Source organism: Pseudonocardia sp. 2-7, from assembly GCF_056341085.1.
Window position 1 is genome coordinate 2,718,585 of the sequence record NZ_CP094507.1, and the last position, 18,957, is coordinate 2,737,541.

Below are 18,957 nucleotides of genomic sequence, written 5' to 3' on the forward strand. Positions count from 1 at the left end.
CGGTGTCGCGGCGGGGAACGGTGGGGGCCCCGTCCTAGACTCGGCGGTTCCCCGTACCCGACCGCTCCGGGAGTTCCTCCGTGCGCTTCGTGCACGCCGCCGACCTGCACCTCGACAGCCCGCTGCGCGGCCTGTCGCGGCTCGGCGACTCCGGGCTCGCCACGACGCTGCGCGCGGCGACCCGGCGGGCCTGCGAGAACCTCGTCGACGCGGTCGTCGACTCCCGGGCCGAGGCGCTCGTGCTGCCCGGTGACGTCTACGACGGCGACTGGAAGGACTACGCGACCGGCGCGTTCTTCGTCCGGCAGCTCTCGCGGCTGCACGACGAGGGCATCCCGGTGTTCCTCATCAGCGGCAACCACGACGCCGAGTCCGAGATCACCCGGTCGCTGCGGCTGCCGCCCAACACCCACCGGCTCTCGGTGGACGCGCCCGAGACCGTCGTCGACGACGACCTCGGCCTGGCCGTGCACGGCCAGGGCTTCGCCCGCCGCGCGGTGCTGGAGAACCTCGTCCCCGCCTACCCCGACCGGATCCCCGGCCTGGTCAACGTCGGCATGCTGCACACCTCGGTGCAGGGTGACGACCGGCACGACACCTACGCCCCCTGCCGCCCCGAGGACCTGTCCGGCTGCGGCTACGAGTACTTCGCCCTCGGCCACGTGCACGAGCAGCGCGCCGTCTGCGACGGCCCGCACCCGGCCTGGTTCTCCGGGAACCTGCAGGGCCGCCACCCGCAGGAGCGCGGCGCGAAGGGCGCCCTGCTCGTCGACGCGGCCCCCGAGCGGTGGGCGACGGTCACCCCGCTGGTCCTCGACGTCGCCCGCTGGGAGCTGGTCGAGGTCGACATCGCCGGACTCGGCGGCGCGGACGAGGTCTACGAGGCCGTCGAGTCCGCGCTGCGCGAGCGGTGCGCCGCCGCCGCGCCGCGCACCGTCGTCGCCCAGGTGACGCTGCACGGGGCCGGGCCGGCCGCCGCGGACCTCACCTCCGCCGAGGGGGTCCGCACCGAGCTGGAGCTGCTCGCCGAGCGCTGCGGCGCGGTGCTGGAGAAGGTCCGCAACCGCACCCGCCCGCCCGCCGGGGCGCTCGCCGTCGACCCGGAGCTGACCGCCGCGGTGTCCGCCGCCGCGGCCGGTCTGGCCGCCGAGCCGGACCGCATCCGCGAGCTCGCCGCCCCGCTGGAACGCGAGGTCGGCCGCCGGTTGCGCGAGGCGGGCCTGCTGGACCTGCGCGACGACGAGCGCCTCGCCGCGCTGGCCCGCCAGGCCGAGCAGCAGCTGCTCGCCCGGATGGCCGGGTCGTGAGCACGACCGCGCGGCTGCGGACCCTGGTCCTGGAGCGCTACGGCGCCTACGAGGGCCGCGAGCTGACCCTCGGCGACGGTCTGACGATCGTGTCCGGCCCCAACGAGGCCGGCAAGACCACCCTGCTCGACGCCCTGTCCGACCTGCTGTGGGGGATGCCACGCCCGGTGCGCCACGCCTACGCCGTCGGCCCGTCGCGGCTGGCCGTCTCGGCCCGGGTCGCCGCTGCGGGGGTTGAGACCGTGCTCCGCCGCACCACCCGCGGCCTGCACGACGACACCGGCGCCGTCGCCGACCCGCCCTGGGGTGAGTCCGGTGCCGACGCCCGGCGCCGCTGGCGGGAGGGGTTCGGGCTCGGCCACGAGGAGCTGCGCGAGGGCGGCCGGGCACTGTGCGCGGGAGAGGGGGACCTCGCCGAGCTGGTGTTCACCGCCCGCAGCGGCCGCGACGCCCGCGCCCTGATCGCCGCGCTGGACACCGAGGCCGACGCCCTGTTCAAGGACCACCGGGGTAACCGGTCGGTCGAGGTGCGCGCGGCGTTCGCCCGGTTCACCGAGACCGAGAAGGCCGTGGGGGAGCGGGTGTCGCGGGCCGGTGAGGTGACGGCGCTGGCCGAGGAGATCGCCCGTCTGGAACGCCGCGCCGCGGAGCTGACCCGCACCCGTCGCGCGGCGGCGGGGGCGGCGGACCGGGCCCGGCAAGCCGTCCGCGGCCAGGACCCGGCCCGGGAGCTGGCCGCGCTGCGCGCCGAACGCGCCGCCCTGTGCGCGACCGGCGCCGCCCTCGACGCGGCCTCGCTGGAGGAGTACACCCGCGCCACCGCCGCGCTGGCCGACGCCGAGACCGCCCGCGACGAGCACCGTGCCACCGCCGACGCACTGCGGGCCCGCCGCGCCGAGCTCGACCTCGACGAGGACCTGCTCGCCGACGCCACCCGGGTCCGCGAGCTGGAGTCCGCCGCGCAGGCCCGCCGCGGCGACGCCGAGCGGGCGGCCCGGCTGCGCGCCGACGCCGCCGAGGCCCACCGCCGCGCGGAGACCGCGTTGGCCGGGCTGGTCGCCGAGGACGGGCGCAGCCCCGCCGACCGGCTCGCCGCCGTCCACCTGCCGGCCGACCGGGCCCGCGACCTCGACGAGCACGCCCGCCGCCTCACCGAGGCGCTCGCGGAGCAGACCCGTGCGGAGCGGTTGCACACCGACGCGCTCGCCGAGGTCCGCGAGGTGGCCGACGTCCCGGGCGGTCTCGACGCCGACCGGGTCGGCCGGGTCGCCGAGGTCCGCCGCGCGATCGAGGCCGAGGGCTCCGCCGCCGCGCTGTGCCGCTCCGCCGTCGCCGACCGCGACGGCGCCCGCACCCGGCGCGGCGAAGCGCTCGCCGCGGCCGGGTACCGCGGCACCCCCGACGGCCCCGCCGTCGACGGTCGCGGTGTGCTGGCCCCGCCGCGCCGCGAGGTCCGGGAGCTGCGGGCCGCGCTGCGCACCGCCGAGCAGGACCAGCGCGGCGCCGAGCGGGCCGCCGCGGACGCCGCGGACCGCGCGCACCGCGCCCGGGCCGCCCGCGACGGGGTGGCCGCCGACGGCCGCCCCGTCGGCGCGGACGCGCTCGCCGCGGCCCGCGCCGCCCGTGACACCGCGCTGGAGCAGCTGCTCGCCGCGGGCCCGGACGGCGCCGCCGCGGCCGCGGGCAGGCTGTCCGCCGCGCTCGCCGGGGCCGACCGGGTCGCCGACGACATGATCGCCTCTGCGGACCGGGTCGCCGAGCTGGCCCACCGCGACGCCGAGCTCGACACCGCCGACGCCGAGGCCGCCCGGACCGCGGCCGCCGCTGCCGCGGCCGGGGAGCGCACCGCCGCCGCCGGCACGGCCTGGGCGACGCTGTGGCGGGCGCACGGCGTCGCCGTCCCGGACCCGGACGACGCCGACGCCGTCGTCGCCGCGCTGGCCGAGGCCGCCCGCGCCGAGGACGACGCCGCCCGCGCCGACGAGCGCCTGGCCCGGCTGCGCGACCAGGCCGAGGTGCAGGAACGGGCGCTGGGCTCCGCGCTCGCCGCGGCCGGGCGCCCGCGCGACGGCGCCCCGCTGGACGTGCTGCTCGTCGCGGCCGCCGACCTCGCCACCGAGGCCGAGCACGCCCGGGACCGGCGGGTGCTGCTGGCCCGGCTGCGCAGCGAGGCCGAACGCGCCGGGGGAGCGGCCGACGCCGCCCGCCACGAACGGGAGCTGGCCGCCCAGCGCTGGCGGTTCGCGCTGCGCGGCGCCGGGCTGCCCACCGATCTGGAGCCCGCGGGCTGGGACACCCGCCGCGACACCGTCGCCGACGCCCGCACCGCGGGGGCGCTCGCCCGCCAGGACGACGAACAGGCCCGCCGCCTGGAGCGGGCCGTGGCCGCCCACGGCCGGGCCGTCGTCGCGCTGGTGGAGCGGCACCTGGAGCCCGCACCGACCGGTACCGCGTCGGCGGACCGGCTCGGCGAGCTCGCCGACCGCGTCCGCGAGGTCACCAAGGCCGCGGTGTCGGCCGGCCATCTCGACGACGGCATCACCGCCGCCGAGGACGACGCCGCCCGCGCCGCCCGCAGCGCGGCCGCGGCGACCGCGGTGCTGGACCGGCTCGCCGTCGAGCTGGCGCTGACCGAGGCCCCGGAGCCGGGCGGGCTGGAGGCCGCGGCGCAGCGGGGCGCGCACGTCGCCGGGCTCGACACCCGCATCGCCGAGCAGGAGCGCCTGCTGGCCGCCGCCGCCCCCGACCTCGACGCCGACGAGCTGGTCGCCGCGGCCCCGGACACCGAGCCCGGCGCGCTGACCGAGGCGCTCGACCGGGCGCAGGCCCACGAGCGCGACCTCGGCGCGGAGCAGGACGAGGTGCGCGAGCAGCTGGGCGGGCTGCGGGCCCGACGCCGCGAGCTGGAGGAGGCCGAGGGCGCCGCCGAGCTGCACGCCCGCGCCCAGTCCGAGCTCGCCGGCGTCGCCGACGCCGCGGAGCGCTACCTGGTGCTGCACCTGCAGCGCGAGATCCTGCGTCGCGAGCTGGAGGCCTACGAGCGCAGCCACGCCTCCCCGCTGCTGGTCCGCGCCGGGGTGGTGCTCGAACGCCTCACCGGCGGCCGGTTCGTCGCGCTGCGGCCCCCGGCCGACGCGGGCGGCGCCGGACGCAGCCTGGTCGCGGTGCGCGCCGACGGCGAGGAGCTCGCCCCGACCCGGCTCTCGGAGGGCACCGCCGACCAGGTGCACCTCGCGCTGCGCCTGGCCGGGATCGAGCAGCTGCAGGCCGACCGGGTCGCCGCCGGGCTGCCGACGGTGCCGGTCGTGTTCGACGACGTCCTCATGACCTTCGACGACGAGCGCGGCGCCGCCGCCGTCGCCGTGCTGGGGGAGCTGGCCGCCACCGCGCAGGTGCTGCTGTTCACCCACCACGAGCACGTCGTCGGGCTCGCCCGCGACGCGGGCGTCGGGTTCACCGTCGCCGAGCTGGGGCCGCCCGCCCCGGTCGAGGTCGTCGGCGACGCCGACACCGCCCGCGCCACCCCGCTGGCCGGCTGAGCGGAGCGATCACGGAGACTCACCGACGTGGACGCGTGCGGTGAACGGTTCGTGATCGTCAGCGGCGACTCCCGGGCCGAGGTCGACGAGGTCGGGGCGGCGCTGGCCGGTTTCTCCCAGGGCGGCCGGGTCCGGGTCGAGCCGCACCCGCCCACGGCCCGCCCGCCGAAGGGCTCCGGCGCGGTGCTCGCGCCCTGGCCGAACCGGGTCCGCGGCGGCGCCTGGACCCACCGCGGGACCCGCAGGCAGCTCGCGTTGACCGAGCCGGACGCCGGCAACGCCATCCACGGCCTGCTGCGGCACGTGACCTGGACCCCGGTGGAGCGGGCGGGGGACCGGATCACGCTGACCGCCGTCGCGCCGGTGCAGCCCGGCTGGCCGCAGCCGGTGCGGGTCACGGTGACCTACGCCGTCGGCCGCGACGGGCTCACCGTCACCACGGTCGTGGAGAACCTCGGGGACGCGCCCGTCCCGTTCGGCCTCGGCTTCCACCCGTACCTGCGGGTCGGTGACGTGCCGACCGACGAGCTGGAGCTGACCCTGTCCGCCCGGACCGAGCTGCCGCTGCGCGACCAGCTCCCGGACGGCCCGGCGCGGCCGCTGGACGGCGCGGTCTCCCGGACCCGGCTCGCCGGGCTGGTCCTGGACAGCGCGTTCGGCGGCTGCACCCCCGGCGACGGCCCGGACGGCGGCGCCGACGGCCGGGTCCGGCACCGCGTCGGGTCCCGGGACGGCGGCGGCACCGAGCTGTGGGCCGACGCGGCGTTCGGCTGGGTGCAGGTCTTCACCCCGTCGGACTTCCCGCGCCAGGGCCCGGACGGAGCGGTGACGCCGTCGCGGGCGATCGCGGTCGAGCCGATGACCTGCCCGCCGGACGCGCTGAACTCGGGCACCGACCTGATCGAGCTCGTCCCCGGCGAGTCCCAGGTGCTGCGCTGGGGCGTCCACGCCACCGGGTGATCCGGATCATCGCCGGGAGCGGAATACCGGAGAGGTCGTTGAACGCTCTACCTTCTGTGACTGCCGAGACCGCTTCCCCGGTGCTCCTGCCCCGCCTCGACGAGGCCGGCCGCGCCGCCCTGTTCACCGAGGCCCGCACCGCCAACACCTTCACCGACGAGCCCGTCACCGACGAGACGCTCCGCGCGGTGTGGGACCTGGCCCAGTGGCCGCCGACCGCGGCCAACACCCAGCCGCTGCGCGTGACCTTCGTCCGCAGCGACGAGGGGAAGCAGCGCCTGCTGCCGCTGCTCGCCGAGGGCAACCGGGCCAAGTCCGAGGCCGCCCCGGTCGTCGCGATCCTGGCCGCGGACCTCGACTTCCACGAGCACTCGGACACCACGTTCCCGGTCAAGCCCGGCTTCCGCGAGGGCCTGGAGTCCCAGGGCCGTGAGGGCCGCGAGCCGATGGCGCGGTTCAACGCCTCGCTGCAGATCGGCTACGTCCTGCTCGCCGCCCGCGCGCACGGTCTCGCCACCGGCCCGATGGCCGGCTTCGACGCCGACGCCGTCACCGAGGAGTTCTTCCCCGGCGGCCGGCACCGCGCGCTGCTCGTGGTCAACCTGGGCCACCCCGGCCCGGACGCCTGGCACCCGCGGCTGCCCCGCCTCGACGCCGCGGACGTGCTCGACTTCGCCTGAGCGCGCCACGACCGCACCGACGGGCGCGTCCGCACAGCGGGCGCCCCCGTCGGCGTCGGAGCTCACCCGCAGGTCTGCAGCGCCGCCAGCAGGCTCGACGCCCGGTCGTCGACGTCCTCGGCGCGCATCTCGTTGGTGAGGAAGGAGAACCCGAGCCCCCGCTCGGGCCAGGCACCGTGCCGCCCGCCGCCCGCGCCGGAGTGGCCGAACGCGACCGGCTCGGGTCCGTAGGTCCCGATCGGGTCGGCGAGCTCGAAGCCGAGGCCGAACCGCAGCGGCCGGTCGTTGACCGCGTCGGTCCCCTCCGACCAGGTCCGGGTGGCCCGGGCCAGCGCCGCGGCCGGTACCGGGGCGACCCCCGGTGCCGGGCCCGACGGGCACAGCGCCGCGTAGAACCGGGCCATCGACGGGGCGCTCCCCAGGCCGGCCCCGGCCAGACCGCCGGACCGGTGGTAGACGCTCGTGTTCGGCAGGTCCGGCTCCTCGAGCAGCATCCGGTACATCCGTTCGACGAGTCGTCGACGCCGCGGCTCGGTGAGGAACGTCGAGATCCGGTAGTCCGGGTCACGCACGATCCGCGCCGGTCCCGGCGGGGCCGCACCCAGGAACACCCCGGCACCGGGGACCTGCGCGACCAGGTCGCGCACGACCGCACGGGGGTCCCGCCCGGTGACCCGCGCCAGCAGCTCCGCGGTCATCGCCCCGTAGGTCGTCGGGTGGTAGGCGACCGCCGTGCCCGGCTCCCACAGCGGCTCCTGCCGGGCGAGCACCGCGGCGCACGCCCGGTCGTCCCACCGGTCGGCCCCGACCGGCTCGGGGTCGGGGTACAGCAGCCCGGCGGTGTGCGAGAGCACCTGGCCGACGGTCACGCGCTCCTTGCCGCCCGCAGCGAACTCCGGCCAGTACCGGGCCACCGGAGCGTCCGGCTCCAGCCGGTCGGACACCGCCGCGCAGGCGGCCGCGGTCAGACCCTTGGTGCCGGAGAACAGCACCGCGACCGTGTCCGCCTCCCAGGGCCGTCCGGTGGCGGGGTCGGCGAGCCCGCCGTGCAGCTCGACGAGCACCTCCCCGTCGCGGACCACCGAGAACGCGACGCCGGCACGGCTCCCGGCGAGCACCGCGGCGAAGGCGTCCGCGACGGCGGAGTACCCGGGCGCGACGGTGCCGCGCATCCCTCCGCTCATCGGACCGCCGCCATCGACGGCGTGTGCGCCAGCAGCTCGCGGGTGTAGTCGTTCGCGGGGTTCGACAGGACCTCCTCGACGGTGCCCTGCTCGACGATCCGGCCGCCCTGCAGCACCGCGATCCGGTCGGCCACCTCGCGGGCCAGGGCGATGTTGTGGGTCACGAACACCATCGCCGTGCCCAGCTCGCGGCGGACCAGGGCGAGCAGGTCCAGGATCGCGGCCTGCACCGACACGTCCAGCGCCGAGGTGACCTCGTCGCACACCAGCACGTCCGGTGCGGTGACCAGGGCCCGCGCGATGGCCGCACGCTGTCGCTCGCCGCCCGAGAGCGACCCCGGGTAGCGCGCCGCGAACGACTCGTCGAGCCGTACCTGGCGCAGCATGTCCAGGACCCGGGCCCGGCGGGTGCCGGCGTCGGCGTCGGTGAGGTGGCGCAGCGGAACCTCCAGCGACCCGGCCAGGGTCCGGCGCGGGTTCAGCGACGCGAACGGGCTCTGGAACACGTACTGCACGCTGCGCAGCTGGGCGTGGGACCGCGGGGTGGCCAGCTCCTCGCCCTTGAGCGTCAGCGTCCCCGAGTCCAGCGGCAGCAGCCCGGACAGCCCGCGGGCCAGCGTGGTCTTCCCCGAGCCGGACTCGCCCAGCAGCATCAGGCACTCGCCCGGCCACAGTTCCAGGTCCACCCCGTCGAGGACGGTGGTCGCGCCGAAGCGCTTCCCGGCGCCGGACACCCGCAGCACCGGCTCGCCGGCCGCGTCGCCGCTCGGGACCGGTGCCCGCTCGACACGCCGGTCCAGGTCGGGCACCGCGGCGATCAGGCCCCGCGTGTACGGGTGCTCGGGTGCGGTGAGCACCCGGGCCACCGGCCCGGTCTCGACGACCTCCCCGGACTGCATGACCGCCACCCGGTTCGCCAGCCCGGCGACGACGGCGAGGTCGTGGGTGATGTAGAGCGCCGCCGTTCCCGAGCGGGTCACCAGCTCCCGCACGGTGTCCAGGACGAGGTCCTGGGTGGTGACGTCGAGCCCGGTCGTCGGCTCGTCGAGCACGACGACGTCGGGCCGGTTCGCGAACGCGGCCGCGATCCCGACCCGCTGTTGCTGCCCGCCCGAGAGCTGGTGCGGGTAGCGGGCCAGGAACGCGTCGTCGTCGGGCAGGCCGACCTCGGCGAGGACCTCCCGGACCCGGCCGGTGACGTCACCGTCCCAGGAGTGCGCCTCCAGCACCTCGGCGACCTGGGTGCCGACCCGCAGCAACGGGTTCAGCGACAGCGCCGGGTCCTGCGGCACGTAGCTGACCAGCCGGCCGCGGACCCCGCGCAGCGTGACCGGGTCGAGGGTGAGCAGGTCGTCGTGGGTCTCGGTGTGGCCGTGGAACGCCATGGTGCCGCCGGTGTGCGCGAGCCCGGTCCGGAAGTGGCCGAGCGCGGCCAGTGCCGCCGTCGTCTTCCCGGAGCCGGACTCGCCGACCAGCGCGAGGATCTCACCCGGGGCGACCGCGTAGTCGACACCGTGCAGCACCTCCCGCCCGCCGGTGGTGGACACGCGCAGGCCCGTGCAGCCGATCGTGGGTGTCGCGGTGGCGGTCATGCGCCCTCCCCGGTGGTGTCGGCCGACTCCTTGGCGAGGGCGTCGGTGATCATGTTGGTGCCGACGGTGAGGATCGCGATGGCCAGCACCGGCAGCAGGACGCCCCAGGGGGCGACGATCAGCGCGATCCGGTTCTCGTTGATCTGCAGGCCCCAGTCCGCGGCGGGCGGCTGCACGCCGAGACCGAGGAACGACAGCGAGGCGATGTAGCCGATCGAGTAGGTCAACCGCAGGCCCAGCTCCACCATCAGCGGGCCGGTGATGTTCGGCAGGATCTCGGTGCCGAGGATCCGGCGGCGCGGGACGCCGTACATCCGGGCGGCCAGCACGTAGTCCTGCCCGGCGACCGACAGCGTGGCCTGCCGCGCGACCCGGGCCACCCGAGGGATGTGCGAGATGCCGATGACCAGCACCAGCAGCCAGCCGGACGAGCCGAGCACGGCCACCGCGAGCAGCGCCAGCACCAGCTGCGGGAACGACAGCAGCACGTCGCCGCCCCGCATGATCAGGGTGTCGAGCCGGCCGCCGGAGTATCCGGCCAGCATGCCGGCGACCGCACCGCCGACCAGGCCCAGCGCGGTCGCGGCGAGCGCGTAGAGCAGGACCGGCCCACCACCCGCGAGGAAGCGGGCGACCACGTCGCGCCCGAGGTCGTCGGTGCCGACGACACCGTCCGAGCTGAACGGGCGGCCGGCGAAGTCGTCGACGCCGAAGCCGGTCAGCAGAGGGCCGAGCGTCGGCCCGAGCAGGGCGACGGCGACGACGACGAGGGTCAGCGCTGCGCCGATCCGGGCCTGGCGGCGCCGGAAGGTACGACGGATGAGTCCGGCCGGTGCGGACGCGGTGCCGGAGGTGACGGGGGGACTGGTGACGCTCATCGGATACCTCCGGCGGTACGGATCCGCGGGTCGGCCACGATCCCGGCGACGTCGGCGGCCAGGTTGACCACGACGTAGAACGCGGCGATCAGCATCGAGATCGCCTGGACCACCTGCACGTCGCGGTTGTTGACGGCGTCGATCAGCGCCTGCCCGATGCCGGGGTAGCGGAACAGGAACTCGACGACCACGACGCCGCCGGCCAGCCACGCCAGCTGCAGTGCCAGCACCTGCGCGACCGGCCCGATCGTGTGCGGGACGGCGTGGCGCAGCAGCACCGTGCGCTCGGGCAGCCCCTTGAGCCGGGCCATCTCGACGAACCCGGTGTCGAAGGTCTCCGACAGCGTCGCCCGGGTCATCCGGACGACGTAGGGGATCACGACCAGCGCCAGGGTCAGCACCGGCAGCACGAGCTGCCCGGGGCGGGTCCACACGGGCTCGCCGGGGCGGGCGATCGTGACCGACGGCAGGACCTGCAGCACCGAGGTCGCGAACAGCACGACGAGCAGCACACCGATGACGAACTCGGGCAGCGCGGCCAGGACCAGGCTGGTGCCCGACAGCGCGGAGTCGGTGCGGGTGCCGCGGCGGACCGCGGCCCAGGCGCCCAGCGCCAGGGCCACCGGGGTGGCGACGAGCGCGGTGAGCACCAGCAGGACCGCGGACGCCGTGATCCGGCCGCCGAGCAGCTCGGTGACCGGCCCCTGGGTGGCGGCGGAGTAGCCGAGGTCGCCGGTGAGGACACCGCCGAGCCAGCCGAGGTAGCGCTCCCAGACCGGGCGGTCGAGGCCGAGCTGCTCGGTCAGCGCCGCGACCCGTTCCGGGGTGGCCTGCTGACCGAGGATGGCGCGAGCCGGGTCGCCGGGCAGCAGCAGCGTCGCCGCGAAGACCAGCAGCGACACCACGAACAGGACCAGGACGCTCACCAGCAGCCGCCGGAGGATCATTCTCGTCACGAGGCTCATGCGCCGACCCATGCCTTCCGGAACTCGTAGCCGGACAGCGACAGCCCGGTGCGGCTGGGCGTGAGCCCGCCGACGTAGGTCTGGTGGGCGTCCACCCGGTTCGGGAAGCCCCAGATGAGGTAGCCGCCGCGGTCGTACTCGATGCGCTGGGCCTGGCGGACCAGCTCGCCGCGCCGGGCCGTGTCCACCTCGGCGCGGGCCCGGCGGACGATCCGGATGTACTCGGCATCGTTCCAGTGCGTCTCGTTGAACGGCGAGTCCGGGAGCGACGACGACCCGGCCTGCGGCAGGTAGTTGCGGGTGTTCCAGAAGCTCTGCGCGAACTCCCACTGCAGGTACTGGTCGGAGAAGAAGGTGGAGGTGTCCACCCGGCGCAGCCCGATGTCGATGCCGGCGGCGCGGGCCTGGGTGACGAGCACCTGGGCGGACTCGACCGAGCCCGCCTGGATCGGTGAGGTCACGAGCTCCAGGGACAGGTTCGGCTTCCCGGCGGCGGCCAGCAGGTCGCGCGCCCGCTCCAGGTCCTGCTCCCGGCGCGGGTCCAGGTAGTCGGGGTCGAAGCGGCCGTAGAGGTCGCCCGCGGCGACGCCCTGGCCGGAGAGCACCTGGGCGACCATCTCGCCGCGGCCGGTGGCCAGCCGCAGCGCCTGCCGGACCCGGACGTCGTCGAACGGCGGGGCGTCGACCCGCATGGTGAACGGCAGCCAGCTCCCGGTCTCGGCGGTGAGCAGGGAGATCGAGTCGTAGGCGCCGACCACCTCGGTGAGCGACAGCGGTACCTGGTCGATCGCGTCGACCTGCCCGGACAGCAGCGCGTTGATCCGGGCGTCCTCCTCGCTGAAGTTGATCAGCTCCAGGCGGTCGACCCAGGGCTGGTCCGGACGCCAGTACCCGTCGTGGCGGACGAAGGCGCTCTGCTGCCCGGGGGAGAAGGACTCGAACCGGAACGCACCCGTACCCACCGGACGGTCGACGGAGAAGTCGGCCGGGACGATCCCGCAGCTGTACTCGGCCAGGTACTGGTCGAACACCGGCCCGGGCTCGCTGAGCACGAACCGGACCCGGTCGTCGCCGACCACGACGACGTCGGTGAGCGTCTCCAGCTGCGCGGCGCCGGACTTGGGGTCGGCCGGGTCGGTGATCCGCCGGAAGGTCGCGACGACGTCGTCGGGGGTCACCGGGCGCCCGTCGTGGAAGGTGATGCCGGGCCGGATGGTCGCGGTCCAGCTGCGGGCGCCGGGGTCGGGGCGGACGGACGCGGCGACGGCGGGCTGCAGCGTGTAGTCGTCGTCCCAGCGCACGAGGGGCTCGTAGAGGCTGACGACGCGGGCGATGTCCGGGTTGGTGGCGGGGCTGTGCGGGTCGAGGGAGTCCGACGATCCGCCGCCGGTCACCCCCACCCGCAGGACCCCGCCGCGGCGGGGGGCTCCGGCCTCACGGGCCGTGGCCGGCCCGCCGCAGCCGGCCAGGACGGCCGCCGCGGCGAGGCCGGCCGCTCCACCCAGCAGGCGGCGGCGGGAGAACCCGCCGCGCGCCGGTGTCGGGCTGATCATGAACGTGTCTCCTCGCAGAGGGCCCCGGTCGCGCCGGGGCCGCGGTCTCGGGCACATCACGTCGAGGGGCGCCGCACCTCCCCCCGGCCGACGGCGGCGATGGACCGGCCCGCGTGCTCGGGCTCGCCGGGCACGTGGAGGGCGTCGAGGGCCGCGGCGACGTCGTCGGGGAACGGCTCGGCACCGTCCGGGCCGACGTGCAGGCACATCAGCTCCTCGGTCGCCCGCAGGCGGCCGTCGACGTACAGCTCGTGCCACAGGCGCAGCCGCTTCGCGTCCCGGCCGAGGACCCTGGTCCGCACCTCCAGCGCCGCGTCCGGGCCGATCTCGCGCAGATACCGGACGTGCGCCTCGACGGTGTACAGCGAGCGGCCGGTGGCCGCGCGGTACCCGGCGTCCATCCTGGTCCGGTCCATCAGCGCGGTCGTGGCGTCGCCGAACACGAGCACGTAGTACGGCTCGGACAGGTGGCCGTTGTAGTCGATCCACTCGGGACGGACGACGTCGTGGTGCACCGGCGGCGCGCTCACCGGGCGTTCCCCCGGGCCGCGGCGACCGCCCGGCGGACCGCGATCACGGCCCGGTCGCGCTCGGCGACAAGCTCTGCCATCGGCCGCCCACCGGCGGAGACCTCGGCGCCGGCGACCATGTCGTCGCGCAGCTGCAGAGTCAGCTCCGGGGCCTCCAGGCGCGTCCACGGCGCCTTCAGCGACGGTCCGAAGTGGTCCAGCATGTGCGCCATCCCGCCCTGGCCGCCGGCCAGGTGGAAGGTCAGGCAGGGACCGTGCACCGGCCAGCGCAGCCCCGGGCCGTCGGTGATCGAGCGGTCGATCTCCTCGGGGGTGGCCTCACCGGCGGCGACCATGTGCAGCGCCTCGCGCCAGATCGCCTCCTGCAGCCGGTTCGCGATGAAGCCGGGCAGCTCCCGCTCCATCTCGATCACCGACTTGCCGATGTGCCGGTAGAAGTCCGCGGCCCGCGACGCCGCCCAGGCCTCGGTCTTCTCGCCGCCGACGACCTCGACCAGCGGGATCAGGTACGGCGGGTTGAACGGGTGCCCGACGACGAGCCGGCCCGGCTCGGCCGCGGTGGTCGCCATGTCGGTCATCGGGAACCCCGAGGTCGACGACGCCACCACCACGTCCGGCCCGGCCGCCACGGCGGCGTCGGCCAGCTCGGCCAGCAGGGCGCGCTTGAGCTCCAGGTCCTCCGGGGCGCTCTCCTGCACGAAGTCCGCTCCCGCGACGGCCTCGGCCGCGGTCGGGTGCACCGACAACGCGTCCCGGTCGGCGCCCTCGGCCAGGCCCAGTTCGGTGAGCGCGGGCCAGGCGGCGTCGACCACCCGGCGCAGCTTCTCCCCGGCGTCCGGGGCGGGGTCCCAGGCCCGGACCCGCAGCCCGCGGGCCAGGAAGTACGCCGCCCAGCCGGCGCCGATCACCCCGGCGCCGATGCAGGCGACGGTCCGGATCTCCGTGACGGGACGCGGCTCAGGCACCGGTGCGCTCCTTCAGGCCGAGGATCTCCCGGGCGCGGTCCGGCGTCGCCACCGAGGCACCGAGGTTCTGCACGATCTCCACCGCCCGCTCGGTCAGCTGCTCGTTGGTCGCCTTCACCCCGCGCGAGAGGTAGAGGTTGTCCTCCAGCCCGACGCGGGCGTGCCCGCCGGCCAGCACCGACTGCGCCACCCACGGCAGCTGGTCGCGCCCGATCGCGAACGAGGCGAAGTTGGCGCCCTCGGGGAGCAGGTTCACCTCCGCGGCCAGCACGCCCGGGTCGGCCGGAGCGCCGTAGGGGATGCCCATGCACAGCTGGAACAGCGCCGGGGCGTCGATCAGGCCCTCCTCGACCAGCACGGTGGCGAACCACAGCTGGCCGGTGTCGAAGATCTCCAGCTCCGGCTTCACACCGAGCTCCTGGACCCGCCTGGCGCCGGTGCGCAGCATGTCCGGGGTGGAGATGTAGAGCTGGTTGCCCTCGCCGAAGTTGAGCGAGCCGCAGTCCAGCGTGCAGATGTCGGGCAGCAGCTCCTCGACGTGCGGGAGCCGCTCCAGGGCGTTGACCAGGTCGGTGCCGTCGATCGGCTTCAGCGGGTCCTCGGCGTCGATCACCAGGTCACCGCCCATACCCGCGGTCAGGTTCAGCACGACGTCGACGCCCGAGTCCCGGATCAGGGTCACGGTCTCGCGGTAGAGCTCCACCGCCCGCGACGGGCTGCCGGTCTCCGGGTCCCGCACGTGGATGTGCACCACGGCGGCGCCGGCCCGGGCCGCGGCGATCGCGTCCGAGGCGATCTGGGCCGGGGTGACGGGCACGTGCGGGCTGCGGCCCACCGTGTCCCCGGCCCCGGTCACCGCGCAGGTGATGATGACGTCACGGTTCATCCGTTCTCCGTTCGCTCCGTGCGTGCCGGTGCCGCGAGCACGGCCCGATCGATGAAGGCGGCGAGGTCCGCGCGCATCTGCGCGGCGGAGGTGCCGGGGGTACGCGCCATGACCTGGATGCCCAGGCCGTCGACCAGCGCGGTGAGCTGCCGGGCGGCGTCACCGGCGTCGGGGACGAAGACCCCGGCGGCGGCGCCCTCGGTGAGGGTCATGGCGACGGTGCGGAACCAGCGGTCGTAGGCGTCCCAGTACAGATCGCGCCGGGCCGGGTCGATCGCCGACTCCGCCCACACCTGGATCCAGATCGACCACTCGCGCTCCAGCAGCGCGCCGTCGGGGAGCTGGAGGTCGATCAGCCGCAGCAGCCGGTCGTGCGGGTCGGCGATCGTGTCGAGCTCGGCGACCTGGCGGTCGAAGGCGAGGCGCACGTTGTGCCGCAGCGCGGAGTCGAGCAGCTCCGAGCGGGTGGGGAAGTGGTAGTGGATCGCCGCCGGGCTGGTGCCCGCCGCCCGCGCGACGTCGGCGGTGCGGACCCGGTGGTATCCGTGGTCGGCGATCAGTTCCCAGGCCGCGTCGAGGATCCGGCCGCGGGTGCCGTGGGTCCCGCCGGGCTCGCGGCCCGGGTCGGGCTCGGCGGCCGCGGCGGCGGCCCCGGTGGGGACCGCGGTCCGGGCGCGGGCGCCGTCGCGGCCGTGCAGCAGCCGGGCCACGGTCTCGCCGGTGACGTCGGCGATGCGGACGAGTTCGTCGGCGGCGAAACGGCGGCGCCCGGCGAGCGACTTGGACAGCTTGGTCTCCTCCAGCCCGACCGCGGCGGCGAACCGGCGCTGGGTCCAGCCGTCCCGCTGCAGCAGGGCGCGCACCCGCCCGGCCACCGCGTCCTCGGCGGTCCGGGGGGTACAGGGGTCGGTCACCGGGCGACCGTAGGCTGCGACTTGCGATGAGCGCAAGCATCGAATCGGATCGTTCGAGCACACGAGGTGTTTCCCGGAGGTTTCCGGTGCGTCGACCAGTTCGCGGGAGCTGCTCTCGGAAGCGCTTGCGTCGGACGGTGTGGGCGGTAGGGTCGGCCTCTCACCCGACGGCGCGGAGGGGCGCCGGGGACGTGGCGAGGGGGACCATGCGTTCGCTGGACGAGACCGGGATCTGGACCGACGGGATCGAGGGCGTGGAGGTCCCCGGCTACGACCGGGCCACCGTCGGCCGCGGGATCGTCCACATCGGCGTCGGCGGTTTCCACCGCGCGCACCTTGCGATGTACGTCGACGCGCTGCTCGCCTCGGGCGGGGCACCGGGGTGGGGGATCTGCGGGGTCGGTGTGCTCGCCGCCGACGACCGGATGCGCGACGTGCTCGCCGCCCAGGACGGGCTGTACACACTCGTGCTCAAGGAGGCCGACGGGACGCTGACGCCCCGGGTCGTCGGGTCGCTCGTCGACTACCTCTACGCCCCCGACGACCCCGAGGCCGTCATCGAGCGGATCGCGCACCCCGACACCCGGATCGTCTCGCTGACGATCACCGAGGGCGGCTACGCGATCGACCAGAAGACCGGCGAGTTCGACCCGGACTTCCCCGGCATTCGCGCCGACCTCGACGCGACGGCCGCCGGCTCCGCCCCGACCGGGGCGTTCGGGCTGGTCGTCGAGGCGCTGGCGCGCCGCCGGGAGCGCGGCACCGGCCCGCTCACGGTCATGAGCTGCGACAACATGCAGGGCAACGGCGACGTCGCCCGCCGAGTGTTCACCGGCGTCGCCCAGCTCCGTGACGCCGAGCTGGGCGCCTGGGTCGCGGAGTCGGTCACCTTCCCGAACTCGATGGTCGACCGGATCACCCCGGCCACCGCCGACACCGACCGCGAGGCCCTCGCCGGGCGCTTCGGGCTGCGCGACGGCTGGCCGGTCGTGTGCGAGCCGTTCACCCAGTGGGTGCTCGAGGACCACTTCGCCGCGGGCCGCCCGGAGTTCGAGCGGGTCGGGGTCCAGGTCGTCGACGACGTCGTCCCCTACGAGTTCATGAAGCTGCGCCTGCTCAACGCCACCCACCAGGCGCTGGGCTACCTCGGCTACCTCGCCGGGCACCGCTACGTGCACGAGGTCGCCCAGGACCCGACGTTCGCGGCGTTCCTGCGCGGCTACATGGACGACGAGGCCACACCGACGCTGCGCCCGGTGCCCGGCATCGACCTCGACGCGTACAAGGACACCCTGCTGGAACGCTTCGCGAACCCGGGCGTCGCCGACACCCTGATGCGGATCAACTACGGCAGCTCCGACCGGATCTCGATCTTCCTCCTGCCGGTGGTGCGCGAGCAGCTCGCCGCGGGCGGGCCGGTCGAGCGGGCCGCGGCCGTCGTCGCCGGATGGTGCCGCTACGCCGAGGGCGCCGACGAGCAGGGGCGGGAGATCCCCCAGCAGGACCGCCTGGCGGAGGAGATGACCGCGCTCGCGCGGGCCGAGCGGGACACCCCGGGGTCGTTCCTGTCCCACCGCGGGGTGTTCGGCGACCTCGGCTCCGACGAGCGGTTCGCCGGAGCGTTCCGGTCGGCGCTGGAGTCGCTGTGGTCCCGCGGCGCCGCGGCGACCGTCGCCGACCTCGCGTGACCGGCAGGGGGAACCGATGAGTTCCCCACGCGTCTGCGGTCGTAGCCGATGACCCCTCGCCTCGACCCCGGGAGACCACAGTGGGCACGATCGACGTGCACGAGTTCATCAGCCTCGACGGGGTCGTCTCCGACCCGTCCTGGACGGCGGAGTACGGCTTCACCGACGCGATGGGGGAGGCGATCGGCCGGCTGACCGACGCGGCGATCCTGCTCGGCCGGAACACCTACGAGATGTTCCACCCGGCATGGTCGGCCCGCGGGCACGACGTCGAGTCCGGCGGCGCGTTCTTCAACGGCGCGCCCAAGCACGTCGTCACCTCCACCCTGGCCGACCCGTTGGAGTGGGAGAACTCCCGGGTGCTCGGCCCGTACGACCCGGCGCGGATCCGGCAGCTCAAGGACGCGACCGACGGCGGCATCTACGTCTCCGGGAGCGTCACCCTGGTCCGTGCGCTGCTCGCCGACGGCCTGGTCGACACGCTCAACCTGTTCGTCTACCCGGTGTCGCTCGGGGCCGGGCTGCGGCTGTTCGCCGAGGGCGCGCGGGTGCCGCTGCGGCTGCGCGAGTCCGAGGCCTACGAGAACGGCGTGGTCCGGCTGACCTACGGTCCGCCGCTCACCTGAGTCCGAGCGCGCTCAGTCCGGCAGGGCCGCGAAAGCCTCCCGGGCGGCCGCCAGCACGTCGCCGTAGACCCGGCGGGCCGGCGGGCCCGCCGGGTCGGCCAGCCAGCCGGCGACGGCGACCTGCATCACCGCCATCGCACCGGCCGCGGCGAGCCGGTGGTTCCTCGCGGGGGTGTCGGCGCCGTCGCGCTCGGCGAGCGCCTGCGCGACGGTCTGCTCCACGGTCCGCCCGACGTGGGCGATCCGCGGGTGCAGCTCGGGGTGGGCGCGCAGCAGCTCCATCTGCCCGTGCCAGGTCGGGCTGGTCGTCAGTGCCACGGTGACCTCGGCGAGCACCGCCGTCGCCGCCCCGAGCGGGGAGACCTCGGTCCGGGCGCGGACCTCGGCGGCGAGCTCGTCGAGGGAGGCGGTGTCCCAGTCGAAGAGCACCGCGTCCTTCGACGGGAAGTGGTTGAAGAACGTGCGCGGCGCGAGGTCGACGTCGGCGCAGATCTCCTCGACGGTGAACGCGTCCGGGCCCTGGGTGCGCGCGCGTTCCAGGGCCGCTGCGCGCAGCGCCTGGCGGGTCCGCACCTTCTTGCGCTCCCGCAGCCCGTGGCAGTGCGCCTCCTGGTCGGTCAGCATCTCGCCGATCATGCCCGTCCCACCTCTCCCGCCGGTCCCGGCGCGGCTCGCACCCTCGAAACGTGC

At 75.8% G+C, this 18,957-nt stretch carries 16 protein-coding genes; 6 read left to right on the forward strand and 10 right to left on the reverse strand.

The window, feature by feature from the left end; all coding sequences use genetic code 11:
• The first annotated feature begins 80 nt into the window (after positions 1-80).
• The 4 genes from MTO91_RS13300 to MTO91_RS13315 all read left to right on the forward strand — a co-directional run bounded on the left by MTO91_RS13300 (position 81) and on the right by MTO91_RS13315 (position 6,486).
• Positions 81-1,307 (forward strand): metallophosphoesterase family protein, encoded by a 1,227-nt coding sequence (locus MTO91_RS13300; RefSeq protein WP_073574958.1) that lies wholly within the window; start codon positions 81-83, stop codon positions 1,305-1,307.
• A complete protein-coding gene (locus MTO91_RS13305) occupies positions 1,304-4,846 on the forward strand; it encodes an AAA family ATPase (protein WP_476654747.1) in 3,543 nt (1,180 codons plus the stop codon). Before MTO91_RS13300 ends, MTO91_RS13305 begins: the two co-directional genes overlap by 4 nt.
• 27 nt (positions 4,847-4,873) lie before the next feature.
• The gene (locus MTO91_RS13310; protein WP_100877823.1) at positions 4,874-5,806 is read left to right on the forward strand and encodes an aldose 1-epimerase family protein; all 933 of its coding nucleotides are present in this window, start codon (positions 4,874-4,876) and stop codon (positions 5,804-5,806) included.
• Between the two features lie 80 nt (positions 5,807-5,886).
• The gene (locus MTO91_RS13315; RefSeq protein WP_253069073.1) at positions 5,887-6,486 is read left to right on the forward strand and encodes a malonic semialdehyde reductase; all 600 of its coding nucleotides are present in this window, start codon (positions 5,887-5,889) and stop codon (positions 6,484-6,486) included.
• A gap of 62 nt (positions 6,487-6,548) precedes the next feature.
• On the opposite strand, the gene MTO91_RS13320 is transcribed toward MTO91_RS13315, so the two are convergent.
• Genes MTO91_RS13320 through MTO91_RS13360 form a run of 9 tightly spaced genes read right to left on the reverse strand, consistent with a single transcriptional unit; the run spans position 6,549 to position 15,953 of the window.
• Entirely contained in the window at positions 6,549-7,658 is a 1,110-nt protein-coding gene (locus tag MTO91_RS13320) for a serine hydrolase domain-containing protein (RefSeq protein ID WP_476654749.1), read from the reverse strand.
• Positions 7,659-7,666: 8 nt separating this feature from the next.
• Complete coding sequence (locus tag MTO91_RS13325; RefSeq protein WP_476654751.1) at positions 7,667-9,262, reverse strand: ATP-binding cassette domain-containing protein; 1,596 nt, start codon at positions 9,260-9,262, stop codon at positions 7,667-7,669.
• Positions 9,259-10,140 (reverse strand): ABC transporter permease, encoded by an 882-nt coding sequence (locus MTO91_RS13330; RefSeq protein ID WP_246352627.1) that lies wholly within the window; start codon positions 10,138-10,140, stop codon positions 9,259-9,261. The genes MTO91_RS13325 and MTO91_RS13330 overlap by 4 nt, the downstream gene beginning before the upstream one ends.
• Positions 10,137-11,096, reverse strand: coding sequence for an ABC transporter permease (locus tag MTO91_RS13335; RefSeq protein WP_476654870.1), 960 nt, complete (start codon positions 11,094-11,096; stop codon positions 10,137-10,139). The genes MTO91_RS13330 and MTO91_RS13335 overlap by 4 nt, the downstream gene beginning before the upstream one ends.
• Before the next feature lie 5 nt (positions 11,097-11,101).
• Complete coding sequence (locus tag MTO91_RS13340) at positions 11,102-12,658, reverse strand: ABC transporter substrate-binding protein (protein WP_179759909.1); 1,557 nt, start codon at positions 12,656-12,658, stop codon at positions 11,102-11,104.
• A 56-nt stretch (positions 12,659-12,714) separates the two neighbouring features.
• Positions 12,715-13,188, reverse strand: coding sequence for a thioesterase family protein (locus tag MTO91_RS13345; protein WP_253068963.1), 474 nt, complete (start codon positions 13,186-13,188; stop codon positions 12,715-12,717).
• On the reverse strand, positions 13,185-14,153 hold the full coding sequence (locus MTO91_RS13350; protein ID WP_476654753.1) for a 3-hydroxyacyl-CoA dehydrogenase NAD-binding domain-containing protein: 969 nt from the start codon (positions 14,151-14,153) through the stop codon (positions 13,185-13,187). Before MTO91_RS13350 ends, MTO91_RS13345 begins: the two co-directional genes overlap by 4 nt.
• Positions 14,146-15,039 (reverse strand): beta-keto acid cleavage family enzyme, encoded by an 894-nt coding sequence (locus MTO91_RS13355; RefSeq protein ID WP_073574948.1) that lies wholly within the window; start codon positions 15,037-15,039, stop codon positions 14,146-14,148. Before MTO91_RS13355 ends, MTO91_RS13350 begins: the two co-directional genes overlap by 8 nt.
• On the reverse strand, positions 15,036-15,953 hold the full coding sequence (locus MTO91_RS13360) for a TetR/AcrR family transcriptional regulator (protein ID WP_073574947.1): 918 nt from the start codon (positions 15,951-15,953) through the stop codon (positions 15,036-15,038). The genes MTO91_RS13355 and MTO91_RS13360 overlap by 4 nt, the downstream gene beginning before the upstream one ends.
• 206 nt (positions 15,954-16,159) lie before the next feature.
• Between MTO91_RS13360 and MTO91_RS13365 the strand changes: the two genes are divergently transcribed.
• Positions 16,160-17,641: a mannitol dehydrogenase family protein gene (locus MTO91_RS13365; protein WP_476654755.1), complete on the forward strand. Its 1,482-nt coding sequence runs from the start codon at positions 16,160-16,162 to the stop codon at positions 17,639-17,641.
• Between the two features lie 80 nt (positions 17,642-17,721).
• On the forward strand, positions 17,722-18,267 hold the full coding sequence (locus MTO91_RS13370) for a dihydrofolate reductase family protein (RefSeq protein ID WP_062402989.1): 546 nt from the start codon (positions 17,722-17,724) through the stop codon (positions 18,265-18,267).
• Between the two features lie 12 nt (positions 18,268-18,279).
• On the opposite strand, the gene MTO91_RS13375 is transcribed toward MTO91_RS13370, so the two are convergent.
• The gene (locus tag MTO91_RS13375) at positions 18,280-18,903 is read right to left on the reverse strand and encodes a TetR/AcrR family transcriptional regulator (protein WP_179759905.1); all 624 of its coding nucleotides are present in this window, start codon (positions 18,901-18,903) and stop codon (positions 18,280-18,282) included.
• Between the last annotated feature and the right edge of the window lie 54 nt (positions 18,904-18,957).